The organism is Bacillus sp. MZGC1, from assembly GCF_002998605.1.
In the GTDB taxonomy this organism is placed as follows: Bacteria; Bacillota; Bacilli; order Bacillales; family Bacillaceae; genus Bacillus.
Window position 1 is genome coordinate 514,251 of sequence record NZ_PVRE01000001.1, and the last position, 18,382, is coordinate 532,632.

General features: G+C 38.5%; 23 protein-coding genes. 21 read left to right on the forward strand and 2 right to left on the reverse strand.

Going from position 1 to position 18,382, the window contains the following annotated elements; translation table 11 throughout:
• Nucleotide 1 precedes the first annotated feature (1 nt).
• Both C6Y06_RS02520 and C6Y06_RS02525 read right to left on the reverse strand, forming a co-directional pair.
• Nucleotides 2–1,093 carry an LCP family protein gene (locus tag C6Y06_RS02520; protein ID WP_060597401.1) on the reverse strand — a complete coding sequence of 364 codons (1,092 nt, stop codon included), beginning with the start codon at nt 1,091–1,093 and terminating at the stop codon, nt 2–4.
• Nucleotides 1,078–1,746, reverse strand: coding sequence for a YigZ family protein (locus tag C6Y06_RS02525; protein ID WP_012011434.1), 669 nt, complete (start codon nt 1,744–1,746; stop codon nt 1,078–1,080). The genes C6Y06_RS02520 and C6Y06_RS02525 overlap by 16 nt, the downstream gene beginning before the upstream one ends.
• A gap of 221 nt (nt 1,747–1,967) precedes the next feature.
• On the opposite strand from C6Y06_RS02525, the gene degS reads away from it, so the two are divergent.
• From degS to hpf, 21 genes are all read left to right on the forward strand, one after another.
• A complete protein-coding gene (degS, locus tag C6Y06_RS02530; RefSeq protein WP_003213166.1) occupies nt 1,968–3,143 on the forward strand; it encodes a two-component sensor histidine kinase DegS in 1,176 nt (391 codons plus the stop codon).
• Between the two features lie 64 nt (nt 3,144–3,207).
• Nucleotides 3,208–3,897 (forward strand): two-component system response regulator DegU, encoded by a 690-nt coding sequence (gene degU / locus C6Y06_RS02535; protein WP_008348273.1) that lies wholly within the window; start codon nt 3,208–3,210, stop codon nt 3,895–3,897.
• Between the two features lie 217 nt (nt 3,898–4,114).
• Nucleotides 4,115–4,957 carry a DegV family protein gene (locus tag C6Y06_RS02540; RefSeq protein ID WP_034660152.1) on the forward strand — a complete coding sequence of 281 codons (843 nt, stop codon included), beginning with the start codon at nt 4,115–4,117 and terminating at the stop codon, nt 4,955–4,957.
• 120 nt (nt 4,958–5,077) lie between these two features.
• Entirely contained in the window at nt 5,078–6,457 is a 1,380-nt protein-coding gene (locus C6Y06_RS02545; protein WP_142393300.1) for an ATP-dependent helicase ComFA, read from the forward strand.
• Between the two features lie 66 nt (nt 6,458–6,523).
• Nucleotides 6,524–6,817 carry a late competence protein ComFB gene (comFB, locus tag C6Y06_RS02550; protein ID WP_060597398.1) on the forward strand — a complete coding sequence of 98 codons (294 nt, stop codon included), beginning with the start codon at nt 6,524–6,526 and terminating at the stop codon, nt 6,815–6,817.
• A complete protein-coding gene (locus C6Y06_RS19985; RefSeq protein ID WP_189288297.1) occupies nt 6,814–7,500 on the forward strand; it encodes a ComFC family protein in 687 nt (228 codons plus the stop codon). Before comFB ends, C6Y06_RS19985 begins: the two co-directional genes overlap by 4 nt.
• Before the next feature lie 56 nt (nt 7,501–7,556).
• Nucleotides 7,557–7,976, forward strand: coding sequence for a TIGR03826 family flagellar region protein (locus tag C6Y06_RS02560; protein WP_060597396.1), 420 nt, complete (start codon nt 7,557–7,559; stop codon nt 7,974–7,976).
• Between the two features lie 79 nt (nt 7,977–8,055).
• On the forward strand, nt 8,056–8,319 hold the full coding sequence (flgM, locus tag C6Y06_RS02565; protein ID WP_003213252.1) for a flagellar biosynthesis anti-sigma factor FlgM: 264 nt from the start codon (nt 8,056–8,058) through the stop codon (nt 8,317–8,319).
• An 18-nt stretch (nt 8,320–8,337) separates the two neighbouring features.
• The gene (locus tag C6Y06_RS02570) at nt 8,338–8,820 is read left to right on the forward strand and encodes a flagellar protein FlgN (protein ID WP_034660146.1); all 483 of its coding nucleotides are present in this window, start codon (nt 8,338–8,340) and stop codon (nt 8,818–8,820) included.
• A gap of 15 nt (nt 8,821–8,835) precedes the next feature.
• On the forward strand, nt 8,836–10,356 hold the full coding sequence (gene flgK / locus C6Y06_RS02575) for a flagellar hook-associated protein FlgK (RefSeq protein ID WP_106036479.1): 1,521 nt from the start codon (nt 8,836–8,838) through the stop codon (nt 10,354–10,356).
• Nucleotides 10,357–10,365: 9 nt separating this feature from the next.
• Entirely contained in the window at nt 10,366–11,277 is a 912-nt protein-coding gene (flgL, locus tag C6Y06_RS02580) for a flagellar hook-associated protein FlgL (protein ID WP_066031682.1), read from the forward strand.
• A 48-nt stretch (nt 11,278–11,325) separates the two neighbouring features.
• Complete coding sequence (locus C6Y06_RS02585; protein ID WP_034660143.1) at nt 11,326–11,904, forward strand: DUF6470 family protein; 579 nt, start codon at nt 11,326–11,328, stop codon at nt 11,902–11,904.
• 28 nt (nt 11,905–11,932) lie between these two features.
• A complete protein-coding gene (gene fliW, locus C6Y06_RS02590) occupies nt 11,933–12,367 on the forward strand; it encodes a flagellar assembly protein FliW (RefSeq protein ID WP_034660142.1) in 435 nt (144 codons plus the stop codon).
• Complete coding sequence (gene csrA, locus C6Y06_RS02595) at nt 12,361–12,585, forward strand: carbon storage regulator CsrA (RefSeq protein ID WP_003212955.1); 225 nt, start codon at nt 12,361–12,363, stop codon at nt 12,583–12,585. The genes fliW and csrA overlap by 7 nt, the downstream gene beginning before the upstream one ends.
• A gap of 153 nt (nt 12,586–12,738) precedes the next feature.
• Nucleotides 12,739–13,080, forward strand: a complete 342-nt coding sequence (gene flaG / locus C6Y06_RS02600) for a flagellar protein FlaG (RefSeq protein WP_060597391.1) — start codon at nt 12,739–12,741, stop codon at nt 13,078–13,080.
• 20 nt (nt 13,081–13,100) lie between these two features.
• On the forward strand, nt 13,101–14,615 hold the full coding sequence (locus C6Y06_RS02605) for a flagellar hook-associated protein 2 (RefSeq protein WP_106036480.1): 1,515 nt from the start codon (nt 13,101–13,103) through the stop codon (nt 14,613–14,615).
• Between the two features lie 17 nt (nt 14,616–14,632).
• A complete protein-coding gene (fliS, locus tag C6Y06_RS02610) occupies nt 14,633–15,037 on the forward strand; it encodes a flagellar export chaperone FliS (RefSeq protein WP_106036481.1) in 405 nt (134 codons plus the stop codon).
• Nucleotides 15,034–15,375, forward strand: coding sequence for a flagella biosynthesis regulatory protein FliT (gene fliT, locus C6Y06_RS02615; RefSeq protein ID WP_106036482.1), 342 nt, complete (start codon nt 15,034–15,036; stop codon nt 15,373–15,375). The genes fliS and fliT overlap by 4 nt, the downstream gene beginning before the upstream one ends.
• 13 nt (nt 15,376–15,388) lie before the next feature.
• A complete protein-coding gene (locus tag C6Y06_RS02620; RefSeq protein ID WP_034660137.1) occupies nt 15,389–15,769 on the forward strand; it encodes a DUF8042 domain-containing protein in 381 nt (126 codons plus the stop codon).
• Nucleotides 15,770–15,802: 33 nt separating this feature from the next.
• Nucleotides 15,803–17,488, forward strand: a complete 1,686-nt coding sequence (locus tag C6Y06_RS02625) for a methyl-accepting chemotaxis protein (RefSeq protein ID WP_106036483.1) — start codon at nt 15,803–15,805, stop codon at nt 17,486–17,488.
• A gap of 189 nt (nt 17,489–17,677) precedes the next feature.
• Nucleotides 17,678–18,241 carry a ribosome hibernation-promoting factor, HPF/YfiA family gene (gene hpf, locus C6Y06_RS02630; protein ID WP_003213481.1) on the forward strand — a complete coding sequence of 188 codons (564 nt, stop codon included), beginning with the start codon at nt 17,678–17,680 and terminating at the stop codon, nt 18,239–18,241.
• The last annotated feature ends 141 nt before the right edge of the window (nt 18,242–18,382 follow it).

Genomic DNA, 18,382 nt, shown 5'->3' on the forward strand with positions numbered 1-18,382 from the left:
ATTATTGTCCTGGTGTGCTGGTCGAAGGATTAGTTGTATCACTTGACCCTGTTTCACCAGAGGGTGGATTGGTTTGTGAATCTGTTTCACTCGAGGATTCAGCAGGAAGCTTTAAATGCGTCCGTAATTCATTTTGTACGTTAGCTAGATTGGTTTGATCTGGCTCAAAGTAATACGTTCGATTTGGTCCTAAATAAAGGTCTGTTCCTTTAATAGAAAGTGTTTCTGTGTCGTTTCCTTTAAATCCGCTGTAGATTTGCTGAAGCGCAAGACCTTCTGTGATACGGAAGTTGGTTGTAATGTGATCACTTACTTCTTTAGCGATATTATCGACGTTCGCAATGTTATTTGCCTTCGACATTTGATCAATCATTGCGCGTAAAATTTGTTTCTGACGATCATTACGTCCGAAATCACCGCGTGGATCTTGTTTTCTCATCCGCGCGTAAGCAAGTGCTTCTTCCCCGTTTAAATGCATATTGCCTTTTTTGAAGTAAATCTTTTTCGATTTTTTCACATCACTTTTTTCATTGAAGTCAAATGGAACATCGATATCAATTCCGCCGACTTCATCAATAACATCCTTGAATCCGTCAAAATCAACGGTTGCATATTTATCAATCGGAATATGCAAGAATTGTTCGACAGTTTCAATCGTCTCGTCTTTTCCACCTTTAGCAAATGCTGCATTGATCTTTTCTTTATTTCCTGTCGTGTCACTTGCAAGCTGTACGCGTGTGTCACGAGGGATACTAACCATTTTCATCGTTTTGTCTTGAGGGTTAATCGTTGCGACAATGAGTGAATCTGAACGGCCATGATCACCATCTGTGGCATAATCCTCAATTCCGACAAATAGTACAGAGAAAGGTTTCTTCTTAATATCAATGACCGCATCACGAAGCTTCGATTTCTCTCCTCGGTCTAGCTCATCATATGTTTTGTCAGCAGCCTGAAGTGTATTGACTATTTTATATACTGCAAATCCGCCCATGCAGATGATAAGAAGTAAAAATAAGACCAGGATACGTTTGAAAATTTTCTTCTTCTTACTCTTTTTCTTTCGTACACGCACTCTTACTCGTTGTGCCATTCATCTGTCTCCTTTATCGGACCAATGTCCTTTTCTAAATAAATCAGTTCGCCTTCTTTTGTAACACTCTTTCCATTTGTCAGCTCAGTCATCCATTCAATGAACTGCTCTGTTTGTGTTTCTTCTACATACGTCTCAAAAATAACATCTTCTGCATAATGAATTTCTTTTAGCTGAAAAGATGAGGCTCTAAGCTCATTCTCTACCTTTCCAAGCCATGTATAATCTATTGTTGTGTGCATCGTACGCATTAAACAGCGTTCTACCATACCAACATGGTTGATGGCTTCTGATACAGATTTTCCGTAGGCACGAATCAATCCACCGGCGCCTAGCTTAATACCGCCGAAATAACGAGTGACCACTACGACTGTATCTTTCAGCTTCCGTTTTTTTAACACTTCAAGCATTGGCACACCTGCTGTACCGCTTGGTTCACCATCATCATTCGCTTTTTGAATCAGGTCATGTTCTCCAATGAGATAGGCAGAACAATTATGTGTGGCATTCCAATGTTGTTTTTTAATGGATTGTATAAATGCTTGTGCTTCTTCTTCTGAGACAGCACGCTGTATATGACAAATAAAACGTGATTTTTCAATGACGATCTCATGCTCGCCACGACTTTTTACTGTAAGATAGCGATTCAGCAAAAGACTTACCCTCCTGACAAGCAAATTGTAAGACTAGAGAAAATTTGCATTGATTTTAGAATTTTACAGCGTATTTTGTTATGATGATAGGGGCGGAAAAAGGGTCGTCATAAAAACTTCATGATTTATACGCATTCTTTCATTATAATTCGACATAAAATGCAGATCAATGACATTTATAATAAAAAAAGATGACATCACTGTTACGGGAGGGAAAAGCCATGACAACACCTAAAATGGATCCGAAATTATTGGATTCAATCATCATGAAAATGCTAAGTACAGTTGATGGCAGCAAGGACGAAGTATTTAGGATAGGCGAACAGTCCCGTCAACAATATGAAAGCCTAGTAGAAGAGCTGAAGCAAATCAAGCAGCAAGTAAACGAAGTAATTGATTTTGGGGATAAACTCGAAGTCCATACGAGACATGCTAGAAATCGCTTATCTGAGGTCAGCAGAAACTTCAACAAATTTAGCGAAGAAGAAATACGGGAGGCCTACGAAAAAGCACATAATCTACAAGTGGAACTCACCATGATCCAGCAGCGCGAAAAGCAGCTGAGAGAAAGAAGAGACGATCTGGAAAGACGATTGTTAAGCCTGCAAGACGTCATTGAACGCTCTGAAACGCTTGTGAGTCAGATCACAGTTGTTCTCAACTATCTCAATCAGGACTTACGCCAAGTTGGCGTGTTACTTGAAGATGCTCAGGCAAAACAAGATTTTGGACTAAGAATTATTGAAGCCCAAGAAGAAGAACGCAAAAGGGTGTCCCGGGAAATTCATGACGGTCCGGCCCAGATGCTGGCAAACGTGATGATGCGTTCCGAATTAATTGAACGGATTTTCAGAGACCGTGGGACAGAAGAAGGCTTTAAAGAAATTAGAAGTCTCAGACAGAATGTGCGAAATGCTCTGTACGAAGTGAGAAGAATCATTTATGATTTAAGACCAATGGCTTTAGATGATTTGGGTCTCATTCCGACGCTAAGAAAATATTTAAACACAATCGAAGAGTATGATGGAAAAACCAAGATTACGTTCCAATGCCTAGGGGATACAGAAAGCGAAAGAATTGCTTCTCAATTTGAAGTGGCACTGTTTAGACTAGCCCAAGAAGCTGTCACAAATTCACTAAAGCATTCCGAAGCTGAAGAAATCTCTGTAAAAGTAGAAGTGACGAAAGACTTTGTCACGTTAATTATCAAAGACGATGGAAAAGGCTTTGATATGAAAGATGTGAAAACAAACAAAAACAAATCCTTCGGTTTACTTGGCATGAAAGAACGCGTAGACTTACTGGAAGGTAAAATGACCATAGACTCAAAAATAGGTCTAGGGACATTCATCATGATTCGCGTGCCATTAACATTGCAAAATAAAATTGTAAAATAGAGACAAAAGACATATTGACCATAAAGTTCAGGTGTAGAACAATAAACATGGGGAGGCGTAGCTTGTGACTAAAGTAAATATTGTAATTATTGATGATCACCAATTATTCCGTGAAGGTGTCAAACGGATTTTAGATTTTGAACCTACTTTTGAAGTAGTTGCAGAAGGAGACGACGGTGACGAAGCTGCACGTATCGTAGAACACTATCATCCGGATGTTGTCATTATGGACATTAATATGCCGAATGTAAATGGTGTAGAGGCTACAAAGCAGCTAGTTGAGCTTTATCCCGAATCAAAAGTCATTATTCTATCTATTCATGACGATGAAAACTATGTGACACATGCATTGAAAACAGGGGCAAGAGGCTACCTGTTAAAAGAAATGGATGCAGACACGCTCATTGAAGCAGTGAAAGTCGTAGCTGACGGAGGATCTTATTTACATCCGAAAGTTACTCATAACTTAGTAAATGAATTCCGACGCCTAGCGACTAGTGGCGTTTCAGCACATCCGCAGCACGAGGTATATCCTGAAATTCGCAGACCACTTCATATCTTAACGAGACGTGAGTGCGAAGTTCTTCAAATGTTAGCTGACGGAAAGAGCAATAGAGGAATTGGTGAGTCGCTCTTTATTAGTGAGAAAACAGTCAAAAACCACGTGAGTAACATTTTACAAAAAATGAATGTAAACGACCGTACACAAGCTGTTGTTGTAGCAATTAAAAACGGCTGGGTAGAAATGAGATAATGTTCCGGACAAGTACTCCTTTTTCGCCTGTTTTTGGTTCTCTCACATGTTAATTGGAGAGAAATGATAGGTAGATAAGGAGTCTTTTTCGGATATAACGGGCTTGCCTATTGATTAGGCAGGCTTTTTTGATTACTATTATAAATCTAATGAATAACAATGATCATTCTTTGAAAATAAAAAAGAGCAACTTAACGGATAAGGAAGGTATTTAAGAATGAAAATAGCCGTTGTAACAGACAGTACTGCTTATATACCACAAGAACTGCGTGATAAACATCATATTCATATGATCCCTCTTAATGTCATTTTTGGCAACGAATCATACCGTGAAGAAATAGAAATGGATTGGAAGACATATTATGAAGAAGTCAAAAAGCATAAAGACCTTCCAACCACCTCTCAGCCTGCTTTCGGTGAGTTAATAGAATTATATGAAAAACTAAGTGAAACATACGATGCCGTGATTAGTATTCACCTTTCAAGCGGAATTAGTGGAACATATAATAGTGCAGCCTCAGCAAATGACCTAGTTGACGGGATTGATATTTATCCGTTTGATACAGAAACTAGCTGTATGGCGCAAGGTTTTTATGCGATAGAAGCTGCTGAAAAAATCCAAGGTGGTGCTTCTCTAGAAGAAGTGTTAGCCCATCTCAATTATCTGAAAGAGAATCAGAGAGCTTATTTTATGGTAGACGATTTAACTCATTTACAAAGAGGCGGCAGATTAAATGGTGCTCAGGCTTTTATTGGGAGCCTCTTAAAGGTAAAGCCTATACTGCATTTTGACAACAAGCTAATTGTCCCTTTTGAGAAGATTCGTACACGGAAAAAAGCCATTTCACGTATTTTTGAATTATTTGACGAAGATGCATCACGTGGTGTCCCGATGAGAGCAACACTGATACATGGTAATAGAGAAGAAGAAGCAGACGACTTAATTGCGCACTTATCAGAAAAGTATCCTCATGTTGAATTTTATAAAAGCTACTTTGGTGCCGTGATTGGCACTCATCTAGGCGAAGGCTCTATAGCTCTTGGCTGGGTGATTAGATAAATCTTAAAAAACCTCTTTTCTAATAGAAAAGGGGTTTTGTTTTTCTATTTTAGCTGTTGGACGAAAGGTCATGTCTTTGCGCATAATAGGCAAACATCAGTTGAAAGGTGTTTGGTGAAATTGAACATGGACAAAGCAATGGAACTAAGGCAGCAACTGCAGTCACGCCACCTGCTTACCGCTGAAACAAGATGCTCACAGTCCGATTTGGATTGGCTGGTGGAGAAAGGGTTAGTCATCCGAACACCTGCTATTGAGAGGAAAGCAAATGGTCTTACTTGCTGTAGATGTGGTGTATCAAAAAAGCGGTACTTTGCCCACACTCCGTGTGACATGTGTCAAAAAGATTGTGTGTACTGTAGATCATGCATCATGATGGGGAAAACAACGGAATGTGGCTTTCTTTATGAATGGACGGGTCCACAAATGGAAGAAACATGTCATACGGAATTAACATGGCAGGGAAATCTGTCTAAAGGACAAAAAAGGGCGTCAGAAAAATTGATCGAAGCGATAAAAAACAAATTTGATCTACTCATCTGGGCAGTTTGCGGGGCAGGGAAAACAGAGGTGCTTTTTCACGGAATTGAATATGCCTTACATCAAGGAATGAGCGTCTGCATTGCGACACCTAGAACAGATGTTGTCCTTGAACTAGAGCCGCGGCTTAAAAAAGCATTTCAAGGAATGAAAATAGCTGTTCTTTATGGAGGAAGTCCTCAAAGGTTCCAAATAGCACCGCTAGTGATCGCCACAACTCATCAGTTGATGAGATACAAACTTGCATTTGATGTGCTTATTATAGATGAAGTCGACGCCTTTCCTTATTCAATCGATGAACGTCTCCAATTTGCTGTTTTAAAGGCAATGAGAAAGAAAGGGGTTAGGGTTTATTTAAGTGCGACGCCCTCTAAGAAAATGAAAAGAGATGTATCTCGTGGACAACTAGAAGCCATAAAAATTCCTCTGCGCTTTCACCAACAACCGTTACCTGTCCCGTCCTTTCAATGGATTGGACATTGGAAGAAGAAATTAAAAAAGAACCAGCTCCCACCTAAAGTAATGAATTGGATGCAGAAACATATCACAAAGAAGAGAAGGATTTTACTTTTTGTTCCTTCTATTTCGACCATGAAGAAGATAACGAAGGTCCTTAGAGAACACCGCTTAAATGTGGAGGGGGTGTCTGCTGATGATCCAGACAGGAAACAAAAGGTCCAGCACTTCAGAGATTATAAATACGATGTACTAGTTACAACCACCATTCTAGAAAGAGGCGTTACCATTCCAAATGTTCAAGTGGGGGTACTAGGTGCGGAATCTACTATCTTTACAGAGAGTGCACTTGTTCAGATTTCTGGTAGAGCAGGTAGACATCCCGATTTTTTTAAAGGAGATGTTATCTTTTTTCATTTTGGTTTAACGAGAAGTATGAAACAAGCAAAGAAGCATATCGTAAAAATGAATGATACAGCTGCAAAAGAGTTTTCTGAAAAATAATGTGGGCCCAACTAAATTTCATGGTACATTTATATTCACAATACACAAATGGCAGGAGAGACAAATATGCTACTCAATGCAAAAGAAATACTACTCAAGGAAATCCTCTATCAATATCTCAACCAATTAAACATGATTTGTCACTGTGAAAAGTGTATAGAAGATGTATTAGCGATTTCACTAAATCAAGTGAAGCCTCAGTATATAACAGATATCGATAAAATATCTTACAGTAAATCCGAGATGGTGGATAAACAGAAGAATACGGCCATGCTGGTCATTCTGACAGAAGCTGCTTCAAAGGTCACCACATTTCCAAGATGCGAAAATCGTCTGCCGATAAATAAGGATAACAATTGATCTGCCTAATTTGTGAGGGGCATTTTGTCGCTGCTTTTACATGGAAATCATTACTTCTATTAAATGATGATCATCTATGTATAGCATGTAAGCATCACCTAGAAAAAATTCAACGCCCGATTTGTCCAGCTTGTGGGAGAGCACAGTCGAATGATCAATTATGTCAAGACTGTTCCAGGTGGAAAGAACGCCCTGATTCTACTACAGTACTTGTGAAAAATAGGTCTGTTTATGCTTACAACGATTTGATGAAAGATGTCCTTTCCCGCTTTAAATTTCGAGGTGATACAGCTTTAGCTGAGCTTTTTAAACAAGATGTCCAAGCAGTATTTAAGCGCTCCTTTTCAATTAAAGAACCTGTGCTGATCCCGATTCCTTTAAGTAAAGAAAGGCTAAAGGAAAGAGGGTTTAATCAGTCAGTCATACTTGCTTCCTTGATTGGTCAGCCGATCCTGCAGCCGCTTGTGAAAATACATCAAAGCAAGCAGTCTAAGAAAAAGAAAAATGAACGTTTAGATCAAAAAAGAATGTTTCAAATCAAGCAGACAGATGCGATCGTTCAAAGGGATGTTATCTTAATTGACGACATCTATACAACGGGGGCCACCATTTATGATGCGGCAAGAATTTTAAAAGAAGCAGGTGCCAAAAGTGTTTCCTCTTTTACGTTGATCCGTAGTTAAAATTCAGGATAATTAACCGATAATAAGAAGAGAAAATAACGTAAGGGGTTTTGGTTATGAATCAATTGGCAAACTGTCCACAATGTAATCAGCTATTTTTAAAAACCACCATCCAAACGGTTTGTAACAAATGCTTCGAAGAAGAAGAACGTTCTTTTGATATCGTTTATAAATTCTTGCGAAAGCAAAGTAATAGACAATCAACCATTGCTGAAATAGTAGATGCAACAGAAGTTGCTGAAGAATTAATCTTGAAATTTATCCGTTTGAAAAGACTTCAAATTAGTCAATTTCCGAATATCAACTATCCTTGTGAAAGATGTGGCCAACCGATCAGAAAAAACAAGCTGTGCAGCCAATGTGAACAGGATATTCATTCGCAAATGAGTCAAATGAATCAAGAAGAAGAGCGTAAAAGGGAGATTGAATCTAGGAAAAAAGACACCTATTATGCCATTAATCCTAAAAACGATTGATTCCCTAAACTAAGTTGCAGTTTGGTCGATAAAATGGATAGAATCAAGACAGACTGTAACGGAAAGCGAGAGGAATCCCGTGAAAATTAATCGATATGGAACACAACCAGTAAATCCTTACAAGAAAACATATGAGAAACAAACGTTGCAATCAAATCAAGCAAAATCAACTGATAAAGTCGAAATTTCTAAAAAGGCAATCGAAATGCAAAAGGTGCCGAATATCATGAAAGAACGCCAAGATAAAATAGACCAAATTAAAAAAAGCATTGAAGCCGGAACATATCAAGTAGATACAAAAGGCATTGCTGATAAAATGCTGAATTTTTATAAACAACAATAACAAAAGGGAGTAGCGTGAATGTCAGTTAAAATAATCATTGAAGAGCTGCATCGTCTCTATGGATTGCATGAACAGCTTTTGAAGCTGTCGAAGGATAAAACAGAAATGCTGAAAAGCAATGAGATTGATGCTCTTTCAGAGGTTCTGAATTTAGAGCAAAAATATATTCAAGCCATTTCTCAATTAGAAGAAAAACGAATTGAAGCCACAGTTCAATTTTTACAAAGTGATGAACCGCCAACCATCACCGCGTGTATCGAAAAGGCTGAAGGTTCGGATCAAGAAGAGCTCATTTCGTTATATGACAAATTAAATGACATCATGGTGGAACTGAAAGATGTAAATGAACTGAACAAACAGCTCATTCAGCAGTCGCTTCAATTTATTTCACTGACATTCGATCTCGTTAACCCTAATAAAGAAAATATGAATTACGGACAAAATGGTCTTGAGAGTTCAAAGCCTAAACAGCAGAGGGCTTTGTTTGATTCAAAGGCGTAAACAAGGAGGATACCAATGGGTTCTACATTCATGGGTCTAGAAACGGCAAAAAGAGGAATCACAGCCCAGCGTGCAGGGCTTTATGTCACATCAAACAACGTGTCCAATGCAAATACGGATGGCTACTCAAGACAAAGAGTTACCTTTAAAGCAGATAATCCTTATCCAGTCATTTCAGTTTATGACGGCAAGACGTATGGCCAAATGGGGACAGGAGTTCAAGTTGGAACCGTTGAAAGAATTCGAGACAGCTTTTTAGATCTGCAATTCAGAGATCATAACAATAACTTGTCTTACTACTCAACAAAATCTGATGCCCTTTCGCAAATGGAGGGAGTTATGAATGATTTGACGGATGAAGGCTTAAACAGAGCTTTTGATAACCTTTGGAAATCACTACAGGTCCTATCCGAAACAAAAAATGCCGATACAGCTTCTGCGCGTACAGTTGTTAAAACAAGTGCACAGGCTTTAGTAGATCAATTCCGTTTACTTAATTCTTCTTTAACAACGATACAAAAGAATTTAAAAACAGAACTCGATTCAACAGCTAAAAATGTGAACACTATTTTATCTCAAATAGATGAAGTGAATAAACAGATTGCAGCAGTTGAGCCAAACGGATATCTTCCAAATGATCTTTATGATACGCGTGATGCTTTGGTAGATCAATTATCCTCACTTGTTGATATTAAAGTGAGCTACAATCCATCTGGCGGTAATGCACTCAAAATTGCTGAAGGAACTGTCAACATCGACATTATCGGTGCAAATGGACAATCTGCTGGAACGATTTTGAATGGCATTACGAACGAAAAATCTGAACTGCAAATCTCCTATGATAATACAACGGGACTTGTTAACTCACTTCAATTCGGAACAACAACCATTGCAGCAGATCAGCTTCAAGTGAATGGTAAAGTAAAAGCACTTGTTGAGGCTTATGGCTACATGTCAAATGGTGCTGAAAAAGGCATGTATCCGGATATGCTTGCAGAGCTGGATGAAGTAGCACAAGTATTTATGGATACATTTAACGATGTGCATAAGCAGGGGTACACGTTAAATGGCACAAGTGGACAAGACTTCTTTGATATTGAGAATAACAATGAATTGAATAAAGGCTTAGCAGCTCGTATCAAAGTGAGTGATGTCATTTTAGCATCAACAGATAATATTGCAGCATCTCTCAATCAAACAAAAGGTGACGGTTCGAATGCTACAAAATTAGCAAATATACAAGACTTAAAGTTACCAATCGGCGGCAATACAACGACGATCCAGGATTACTACCAAAATGTCATTGCTGAGATGGGGATTCAAGGGAAAAAGAACATGACGCTAGAAAGCAGTTCAGCCGCTCTTGTCAATTCAGCCAATGAACGTAGAATGTCGACGAGTGCTGTTTCCATTGATGAAGAAATGACGAATATGATCCAATTTCAGCATGCATATAATGCAGCTGCGAGAGTTGTGACATTACAAGATGAAATATTGGATAAAGTAATAAACGGCATGGGTGTCGTAGGAAGGTAGGTATAGCTGATGCGAGTCACACAAGGTATGATTTCTCAAAACTCACTTCGTAATATTAGTAAAAGTTATGAAAAACTTTCTAAAATAAATGAGCAAGCACAAACAGGGAGACGTTTCACAAAAACGTCTGATGATCCCGTTGCAGCAGTAAAAAGCCTTCAATATAGCACAGCAATGTTTCGAAATGAACAATATCAAAAAAACTTAAATGAAGCACAAAACTGGATTGATACATCTGAAACAAGTGTCACTGAAATCATTGATATTATGTCAAATGTACGAGATAAAGTGCTTGATGCGGCTAACGGAACAAAGCAGCCAGAAGATTTAGCAGCTATCGGAGTGGAAATTGGCCAGATGAAGAAACAAATCATTGACGCAATGAACACTCAGATGTTAGGTAAATTCGTATTTAATGGAACGAATACAAATGTCAAACCAGTTGTCGAGAACGCAGATGGTACGTTTACGTTTAACTTTGAAAACTATACAGATGCAAATGCCGTTAAGTCGAACATTTCTGATGGTATCACTTTAAATGTGAACTCAAATCCAATTTCAGCGTTTGGTGGACAGTCTGCCAGCGGTCAAAATGTCATTGAAATGCTGACGGATTTAGAAAACTCATTGAAAAATGGAACGTTCGCAAATTCTGATGATGCGTTAGGAAGTATCGATCAGTTTAAAGAAGTGATGAGTGCTGAGCGCTCGGACCTAGGAGCCCGTTCAAATCGTGTTGACTTAGTAGGCAGCCGCTTGACTTCACAATTCGAAGTACTGAAAAATGCCAAATCAGATAATGAAGATGTAGAAAGTGAAAAAGCAATTATTGATCTTCTTCAACAAGAGGTTGTGAATAGAGCTGCTTTAGCAACGACGGCTAAAGTTATTCAGCCATCCCTTGTCGATTTCTTAAGATAATAAAAAGCATCCGTTGGGTGCTTTTTTGCATCATGGAGGTGTACCTATATGCAAATCCCTAGATTGTTAATGCAACAAACCTATGCAAAGCTGCAAATGTCGACAACTCCTTCTCGGCAAGAAGTAGAGCAGCCAAGAGCAGACCTTGAGATTCAGCAGCCCAGAGCCGTCATGAATATGACAAGGACACCGTCAAAATTAACAATAGATCAAACCGAAGCATTTGCCGATATGGATATCAAGTCGATTTTTAGACGATCTGAGGAATGGGCAGCTGAGGGGAAACGTGCTGTTGGAGAGGGAATGGGCCGAAGAGCGGAAGAAGGCAGTGAACTCATCAAGATCGAGAATGGTGGGAATGCAATTGCCGAGTTTGCCAAAATCAATGGCACCCCTCCAGCCAAACAATTCACCATTGGTGTGATCCCTTCATTCTTTAGTGTCAAAATTCACTATCAGCCATCTGAGCTTCAAATTGATGTGGAGCCTCAAAAAGCTATTATAGAGGCAACGCCTCATAAACCAATCGTTAACTACCAGCCAGGTAAGGTCAATATTGATATGTTACAATACCCAGATTTAAAAATAGAAGTTGACGAAACGGGCCAAAATGGTGATAAGGTATAGTTAAGAAAAATGAAAAAGGTCGTGAATTATGATCATTCAAACAAAATATCATGGTGAAATGACAATCAAAGAGGAGCAAATCATCAACTTCTCTAATGGAATACCAGGATTTCTAGATCAACAACAGTTTGTCATTTTACCTTTATCAGAAGAGTCTCCATTTTTAGTTCTTCAATCATTGAAAAACGCAGAGTTAGGCTTTATTGTCAGCAGTCCGTTTTTATTCTTCAATCAATATGAATTCGATCTAGACGAAACGGTCGTAGATATTCTAGAAGTAGAAGATGCCAATGATGTGGAAGTCATGGTGATCTTAACAATGGAATCTTCTATTGAAAAAACGACAGCCAATTTAAGAGCGCCTATTATTGTGAACCGGAAAAACATGAAAGCCAAGCAGGTGATTTTGCATGATTCAGCCTATCATACAAAACATTTGTTAGAGGTGGCATCCTCATGTTAGTTCTCTCGCGTAAATTAAACCAGTCGATTCAAATTGGCGATGATATTGAAGTCAAGATTATTTCAATCGAAGGCGATCAAGTGAAAATCGGGATTGAGGCTCCTAAGCACATTGATATTCATAGAAAAGAAGTGTACCTGTCTATTCAAGAAGAGAACAGTCGTGCTGCGAGTTTATCTGTAGATCTCCTCTCTCAATTATCCTCACAAAAAAAGTGAGGATTTTTTTATCTGATTCAGCTATCCTTCTCCACGTTTCTGTGTGGATGTTCACCATCTATATGAAACTTTAACAAATCGGTCCATCTATATTTAATTTGAAAATTCAAAGCCGATATAAAAGATAGATTAAAGCACAGGAGCTGAATAACTATGTCTGTTGGTAAGTTGACATCGCTAGAGCCAATTATCGATGCATTTCAAACCCGTGTTTCTAATAACCAGAATGACAATGTAAACTCTGATTTACAAGCAAATGGCAAGGTCGTTTCAAAAGAAGAAATTGAAAAAACGCTTCAAGGAGCAAACAAGCTGATTGAACCCACTCAATTTCATCTGCAATTTGAATTACATGAAAAACTCAATGAATATTATGTCAAAGTCGTAGATAACCAAACAGAAGAAGTCATTAGAGAAATTCCTTCCAAGGAATGGCTTGATTTCTATGCGGCAATGACAGAAATTGTCGGTTTATTTGTAGATAAAAGAATGTAAGTGAAGGGAGAACATAAAAAATGGTCAATCGAATTACTGGATTTTCAAATGTGTTTGATATTGATGAAATCGTATCAAAGCTAATGAAAACTGAGCAAGCACCACTTGATAAAATGACACGCCAGAAACAAACACTTGAATGGCAAAGAGACAGCTATCGCGAGGTGAACTCGAAAGTCAAAGAATTAGATGATTTGATCAACAGTTTAAACTTAACGCGTCCAAGTACATATGGCGCAAAAAAGGTGACAAGCTCAAATGAATCTGCTGTCACAGCAACTGGATCAACAAATGCTGCCTCTGGCTCAATCAATGTCACCCAATTAGCGACAGCTTCCGTCTTCAGATCATCTGGTACATCTGGATTTACACCAACAAATGGCACGTTTACATTCGAAGTGACGACACCAGATTCGACAAAACCGAAAACGGTGACGATCAATACTTCTGATACCGATACAATTGATGACATCGTGAAAAAGCTGAACAACTCGCAATTAGGTGTGACGGCTTACAAAGGACAGATCTTTGACGGATCAAACTATGTCGATACGGTCGCTCTCACTTCACGGACAACGGGAGAAGGTGTCAGTATTAAAGCAGCTGATGGTAATTCAGCTTCATTCTTCACTCAATTAGGCTTCCAAGTGGATGGAGATAACAAATTAGTTGCGACCACTCAAGGGCAAAAAGCACAATACGAGATTAATGGTCTGAAAATGGAAAATAACAACAATACATTTGAGCAAGCTGGTATTACGTACGAGCTTAAAGGGACAACCGATAAGCCTGTCAGCTTAAACGTTTCAACAGATGTCGATACAATCTTTGATAAAATTAAACAATTTGTTGATAAATACAATGAACTTGTTGAGCAGGTCAATGGCAAAGTCAATGAAAAAAGAAATAGGGACTATCATCCTTTAACAGCTGAAGAGAAAAAAGCAATGTCTGACAAAGAAGTGGAGCTATGGGAAACGACAGCGAAGTCTGGCTTGCTGAGAAGTGATTCCATTTTACGAGGTGGTGCCTCTAAAATAAGAAGTGATTTTTATGCTGATATTACGACAAGTGATGGGAATAGAATTCACATGACACAAATCGGAATTACCACTTCAGATAAATATAAAGATGGCGGAAAGCTTGTCATTGATGAACCGAAACTAAGAAAAGCCATTGAAGAAGACCCACAGAAGATCAGTCAAATATTTATGTCAGGTTCGCTAAATGTGGATTCAAAAGATAAAGATAAAGCGCAGCAGCAATATCAAGAACAAGGAATCATTCATCGTATCAAAAATTCCTTATCAGCCTTCACGAAGAGCATTCAAACTAAAGCTGGCAGCACAACAATGCAATTAAAGGAATACGGACTTGGTAAGGACCTTGATTCTTTAACAAAACGAATGGATACATTCCAAGATCGTTTAAAAATGGTTGAAACCCGCTACTACAAAAAGTTTAGCGCCATGGATAGCGCGATTCAAAAGCTAAACAACCAATCTGGCTATCTTTCTCAACTGCTTGGACAATAATTGGAGGTTTATAACATATGGCAATAAAGAACCCTTATGCCGCCTATCAGAAAAATTCTATTGAGACTGCAACACCTGCCGAGTTGACGCTTATGCTTTATGAAGGCTGCTTAAAGTTCATTAGACTAGCGAAGTATGCCATTCAAAAAGAGGATGCAGAAACGAGAAATGTGAACCTGAAAAAGGCTCAAAACATCATTCAAGAATTAAATGTTACCTTAAATCGTTCTTATGACGTATCAAAGAGTATGGCAAGTATGTATGATTACATTTATCGCAGACTGATTGAAGCCAATCTTCAAAATGACGAAGAGATGTTGAATGAAGTAGAGCAATACGTAACTGATTTTCGTGATGCATGGAAGGAAGTTATTCAAACCGATCGAAAAGGGCGCCATCACTCTATCGGGGGATCTCTATGAGTATTGTGGACCAGCTGCATGACCAAACATTAAAAATGGCAGCCGAAATAGCGGCAAATCCACAAAGTGACACCTTGGTTGAAGACTTTGATGCCTTTTTGATTGAGAGAGACGAATTAATGAGAGATATTCAGCATGAGCTGACGGATCAAGAAAAAGAGAAAATCAAAGAAATCATCCAAACAGATCAACAGATGGCGAAGCAATTAACTGTGATCCAAAATGGGATCAAAGCAGATATTCAAGCCATTCAAAAAAAGAAAACGAAACAGCTGAATTATCAAAATCCATACCAGCCTATGACGAGTGACGGCGTATATTACGATAAACGGAAATAATTAGGTGAGACCTGTGGCGTATCGTTCAGATGACTATATTTTATTAACCACATATTATGAACTTCTATATACGATAGAAGAGAGTCTAAAATATTTAGATGAAATTGAGAAGGATTTTGCTAAAACTGAAGGGGATCGGATCTTTAATGATCTGATCCATGCCTTCTTTCATTTAGAGACAACACATCCCCTTCTGCTTTCAATTATAGAAAATGAGCACTTTGCCAAAACGATTCGTTCGTTTGATCAAATTTTTTTAAGTTTTGATATACTAGCTTTCTATACATTCCCTTCAATACACTTCCAATCATTCCTTACATCATATTTTATACCTGAATATAGAAAGTGGATGGATGAAATACATGCCTGTATGAGGCCGTATGTCATTCATTAATTTTTGTTCAATTCAGACCATTCGGAGGAAATTATGAGACTAAAAAATCAATTTTTGTTTGGGCTTATTGTCATATGTGTATTGTTTGTCAGTATTTTAGGGTTTTCAAGCTTTATCTATTACAAAACAGATCAATCCTACAAGACGCTTCTCAGCAAAGAAGTGAAGCTTTATCAGACCTCACTGGAATTAGAGGCGCTTTTGCAAAAGCAGGAAGCGCAAATCAAAACCTATGTTGTCGTGCAAGATGCTGAAAATTTACAGAAAATTGAGCAAACATATGAAGAGATTAATAAGAAAACAACTGAAGCTTCAAAAATGAGCGCTGTCAAACAAGCAAAAAATCTATTAGATCAAATCTCAGAAAAAAATTATCTTTACTACACCTCAACGAACCGACTATTTAATTCATTGAGTATGCAAAATCAAAAAGAATTCAACACCCGCCTCAGTCAAGAATTACAGCCTATCGAACAAGAAATACATACCTTTACAAAAGAATTTGCTCAAACCCAGTTGAAGCAACGTGACCAGAAAATCAATCAGCTCAATCAAGACAGTAACCAATTACTATTCACACTCATTCTAGTTAGTGCGGTCATTATTGTTGGCTTTTTGGTGATTGGGACAAGATTCGTTTATCGTATGACAAAGCCGATTGTTTCTGTCACAAATGCCGCGAGAAGGATGGCAGATGGTGATCTTACACTTGAAGAGATTGAAGTGACCTCTAAAAATGAGATTGGCCAACTCGGTACCGCTTTTAATCAAATGACGACTCATTTACGTCAACTCATTTTACAGGTGCAAAATGGATCAAGACAATTAGCTGATTCTGCTGCTCAGTTTGAGGAAACCATTCATCAAACAATATCGGCAAGTGAGCAGACGTCTAGTTCGATTGAACAGGTCGGTGAAGCTTCACGTGAACAATCAGACGCGGTCGGAAAAGTAGCTTCTGCGATTCAAGAAGTCTCGACTGGTATGCAAAATGCAGCTGAACATACATCCGATGTTTCGGGTCACTCAATTTCAGTGACTGAAAAGGCTGAAGAGGGTGCAGCACTTATTCAGCAATTTGTAAAACAAATGAAATCTATAAAAGCGTCTGTGAATGAACACCATTCCACAATGGCTCATGTACAAACCCAGTTTACTGGCATTGAAGATTTGTTAGGTCATATCCATGCCATTGCTGACCAAACGAATTTGCTTGCTTTAAATGCTGCTATTGAAGCGGCAAGAGCAGGAGAACATGGAAGAGGCTTTGCGGTTGTAGCAGATGAAGTGAGGAAACTGGCGGAAGAATCTAGTCAGCTGACAGATCAAATTAGTCAATTACTCGCGAACGTGAACAAAGATACTGAAAAATCATCACACTCGATGACAAAGGTTGAGCAGGATGTAGCAGAAGGTGTGAAAGTATCGCAATTGTCTGAACAGAGTTTTCATGAAATCCTGGAATCTATTCGTGATATTTCGATGAAAGCAGAGGAGCTTTCAGCCACTGCAGAGCAAATTTCAGCTAGTACAGAGGAAATATCTCAGACGGTTGGGGTCATTGAAGAAGGAGCCAAACGCAATTCAGAAGAGACGGAGTACATGTCTGCTGCTGTTGAAGAATCATTGGCGGCAAATGAAGAGATGAAAGCAGCGGCGGAAGATTTAAAAACCTTATCTCATTCGCTGAAAACATCCATTTCATCTTTCACGATTTAAACGTGAGCTGGTCTTTTTCAAGAATGAGCCGAATATATATTCATCACCTATCAAGCAACAGTTGAAGCACCGCAAAATTCGACAAATTTCAATGAATATTCACATTTTTTTTACGTTTGAGCAGGAGAAAAGGAGGGAAAAGTAGAAATAGGTTTACATATCCTTAATTTTAAAGGAGGCGTTCTTTACATGAATTACAATGTCAGAGGAGAAAACATCGACGTAACACCTGCACTAAGAGATCATGTCGAGAAAAAAATTGGAAAGCTGGAGCGTTATTTTGAAACAGACGTAGATGCTTCAGTCAACGTGAACTTGAAGTTTTACAATGATCAAGAATCTAAAGTTGAGGTTACCATTCCAATGACTGATCTAGCACTTCGAGCTGAGGTGCATAATGAAGATATGTACAATGCAGTAGACCTAGCAGCCAGTAAATTAGAACGTCAAATTCGAAAACACAAAACAAAAGTAAACCGTAAATTCCGCGAGCAAGGTGCCAAAAAACACTTATTTGCTGGAGGAAATGGGACGGCTGATGTAGCTGTTCAAGATGACGAAGAAATTGATGAAACAGAAATCGTCAGACAAAAACGTTTCAATTTAAAACCGATGGATAGCGAAGAGGCCATTCTTCAAATGAACATGTTAGGTCATAGTTTCTTCGTCTTCACAAATGCTGAGACAAATTTGACCAATGTGGTCTATCGCCGAAATGATGGCAAATATGGACTCATTGAGCCAAACGCTTAATCTGATCTAAAAACAACCTAAAAAAAGTAAACCCGTTCCCTTCATAAGGGGCGGGTTTTTTGTGCGAAATCATTGCAAATTCTTTGGAAATGAAGGAAGGTATGGTATGATAAATGCAGGTAAATATGGACCTGTCAATCT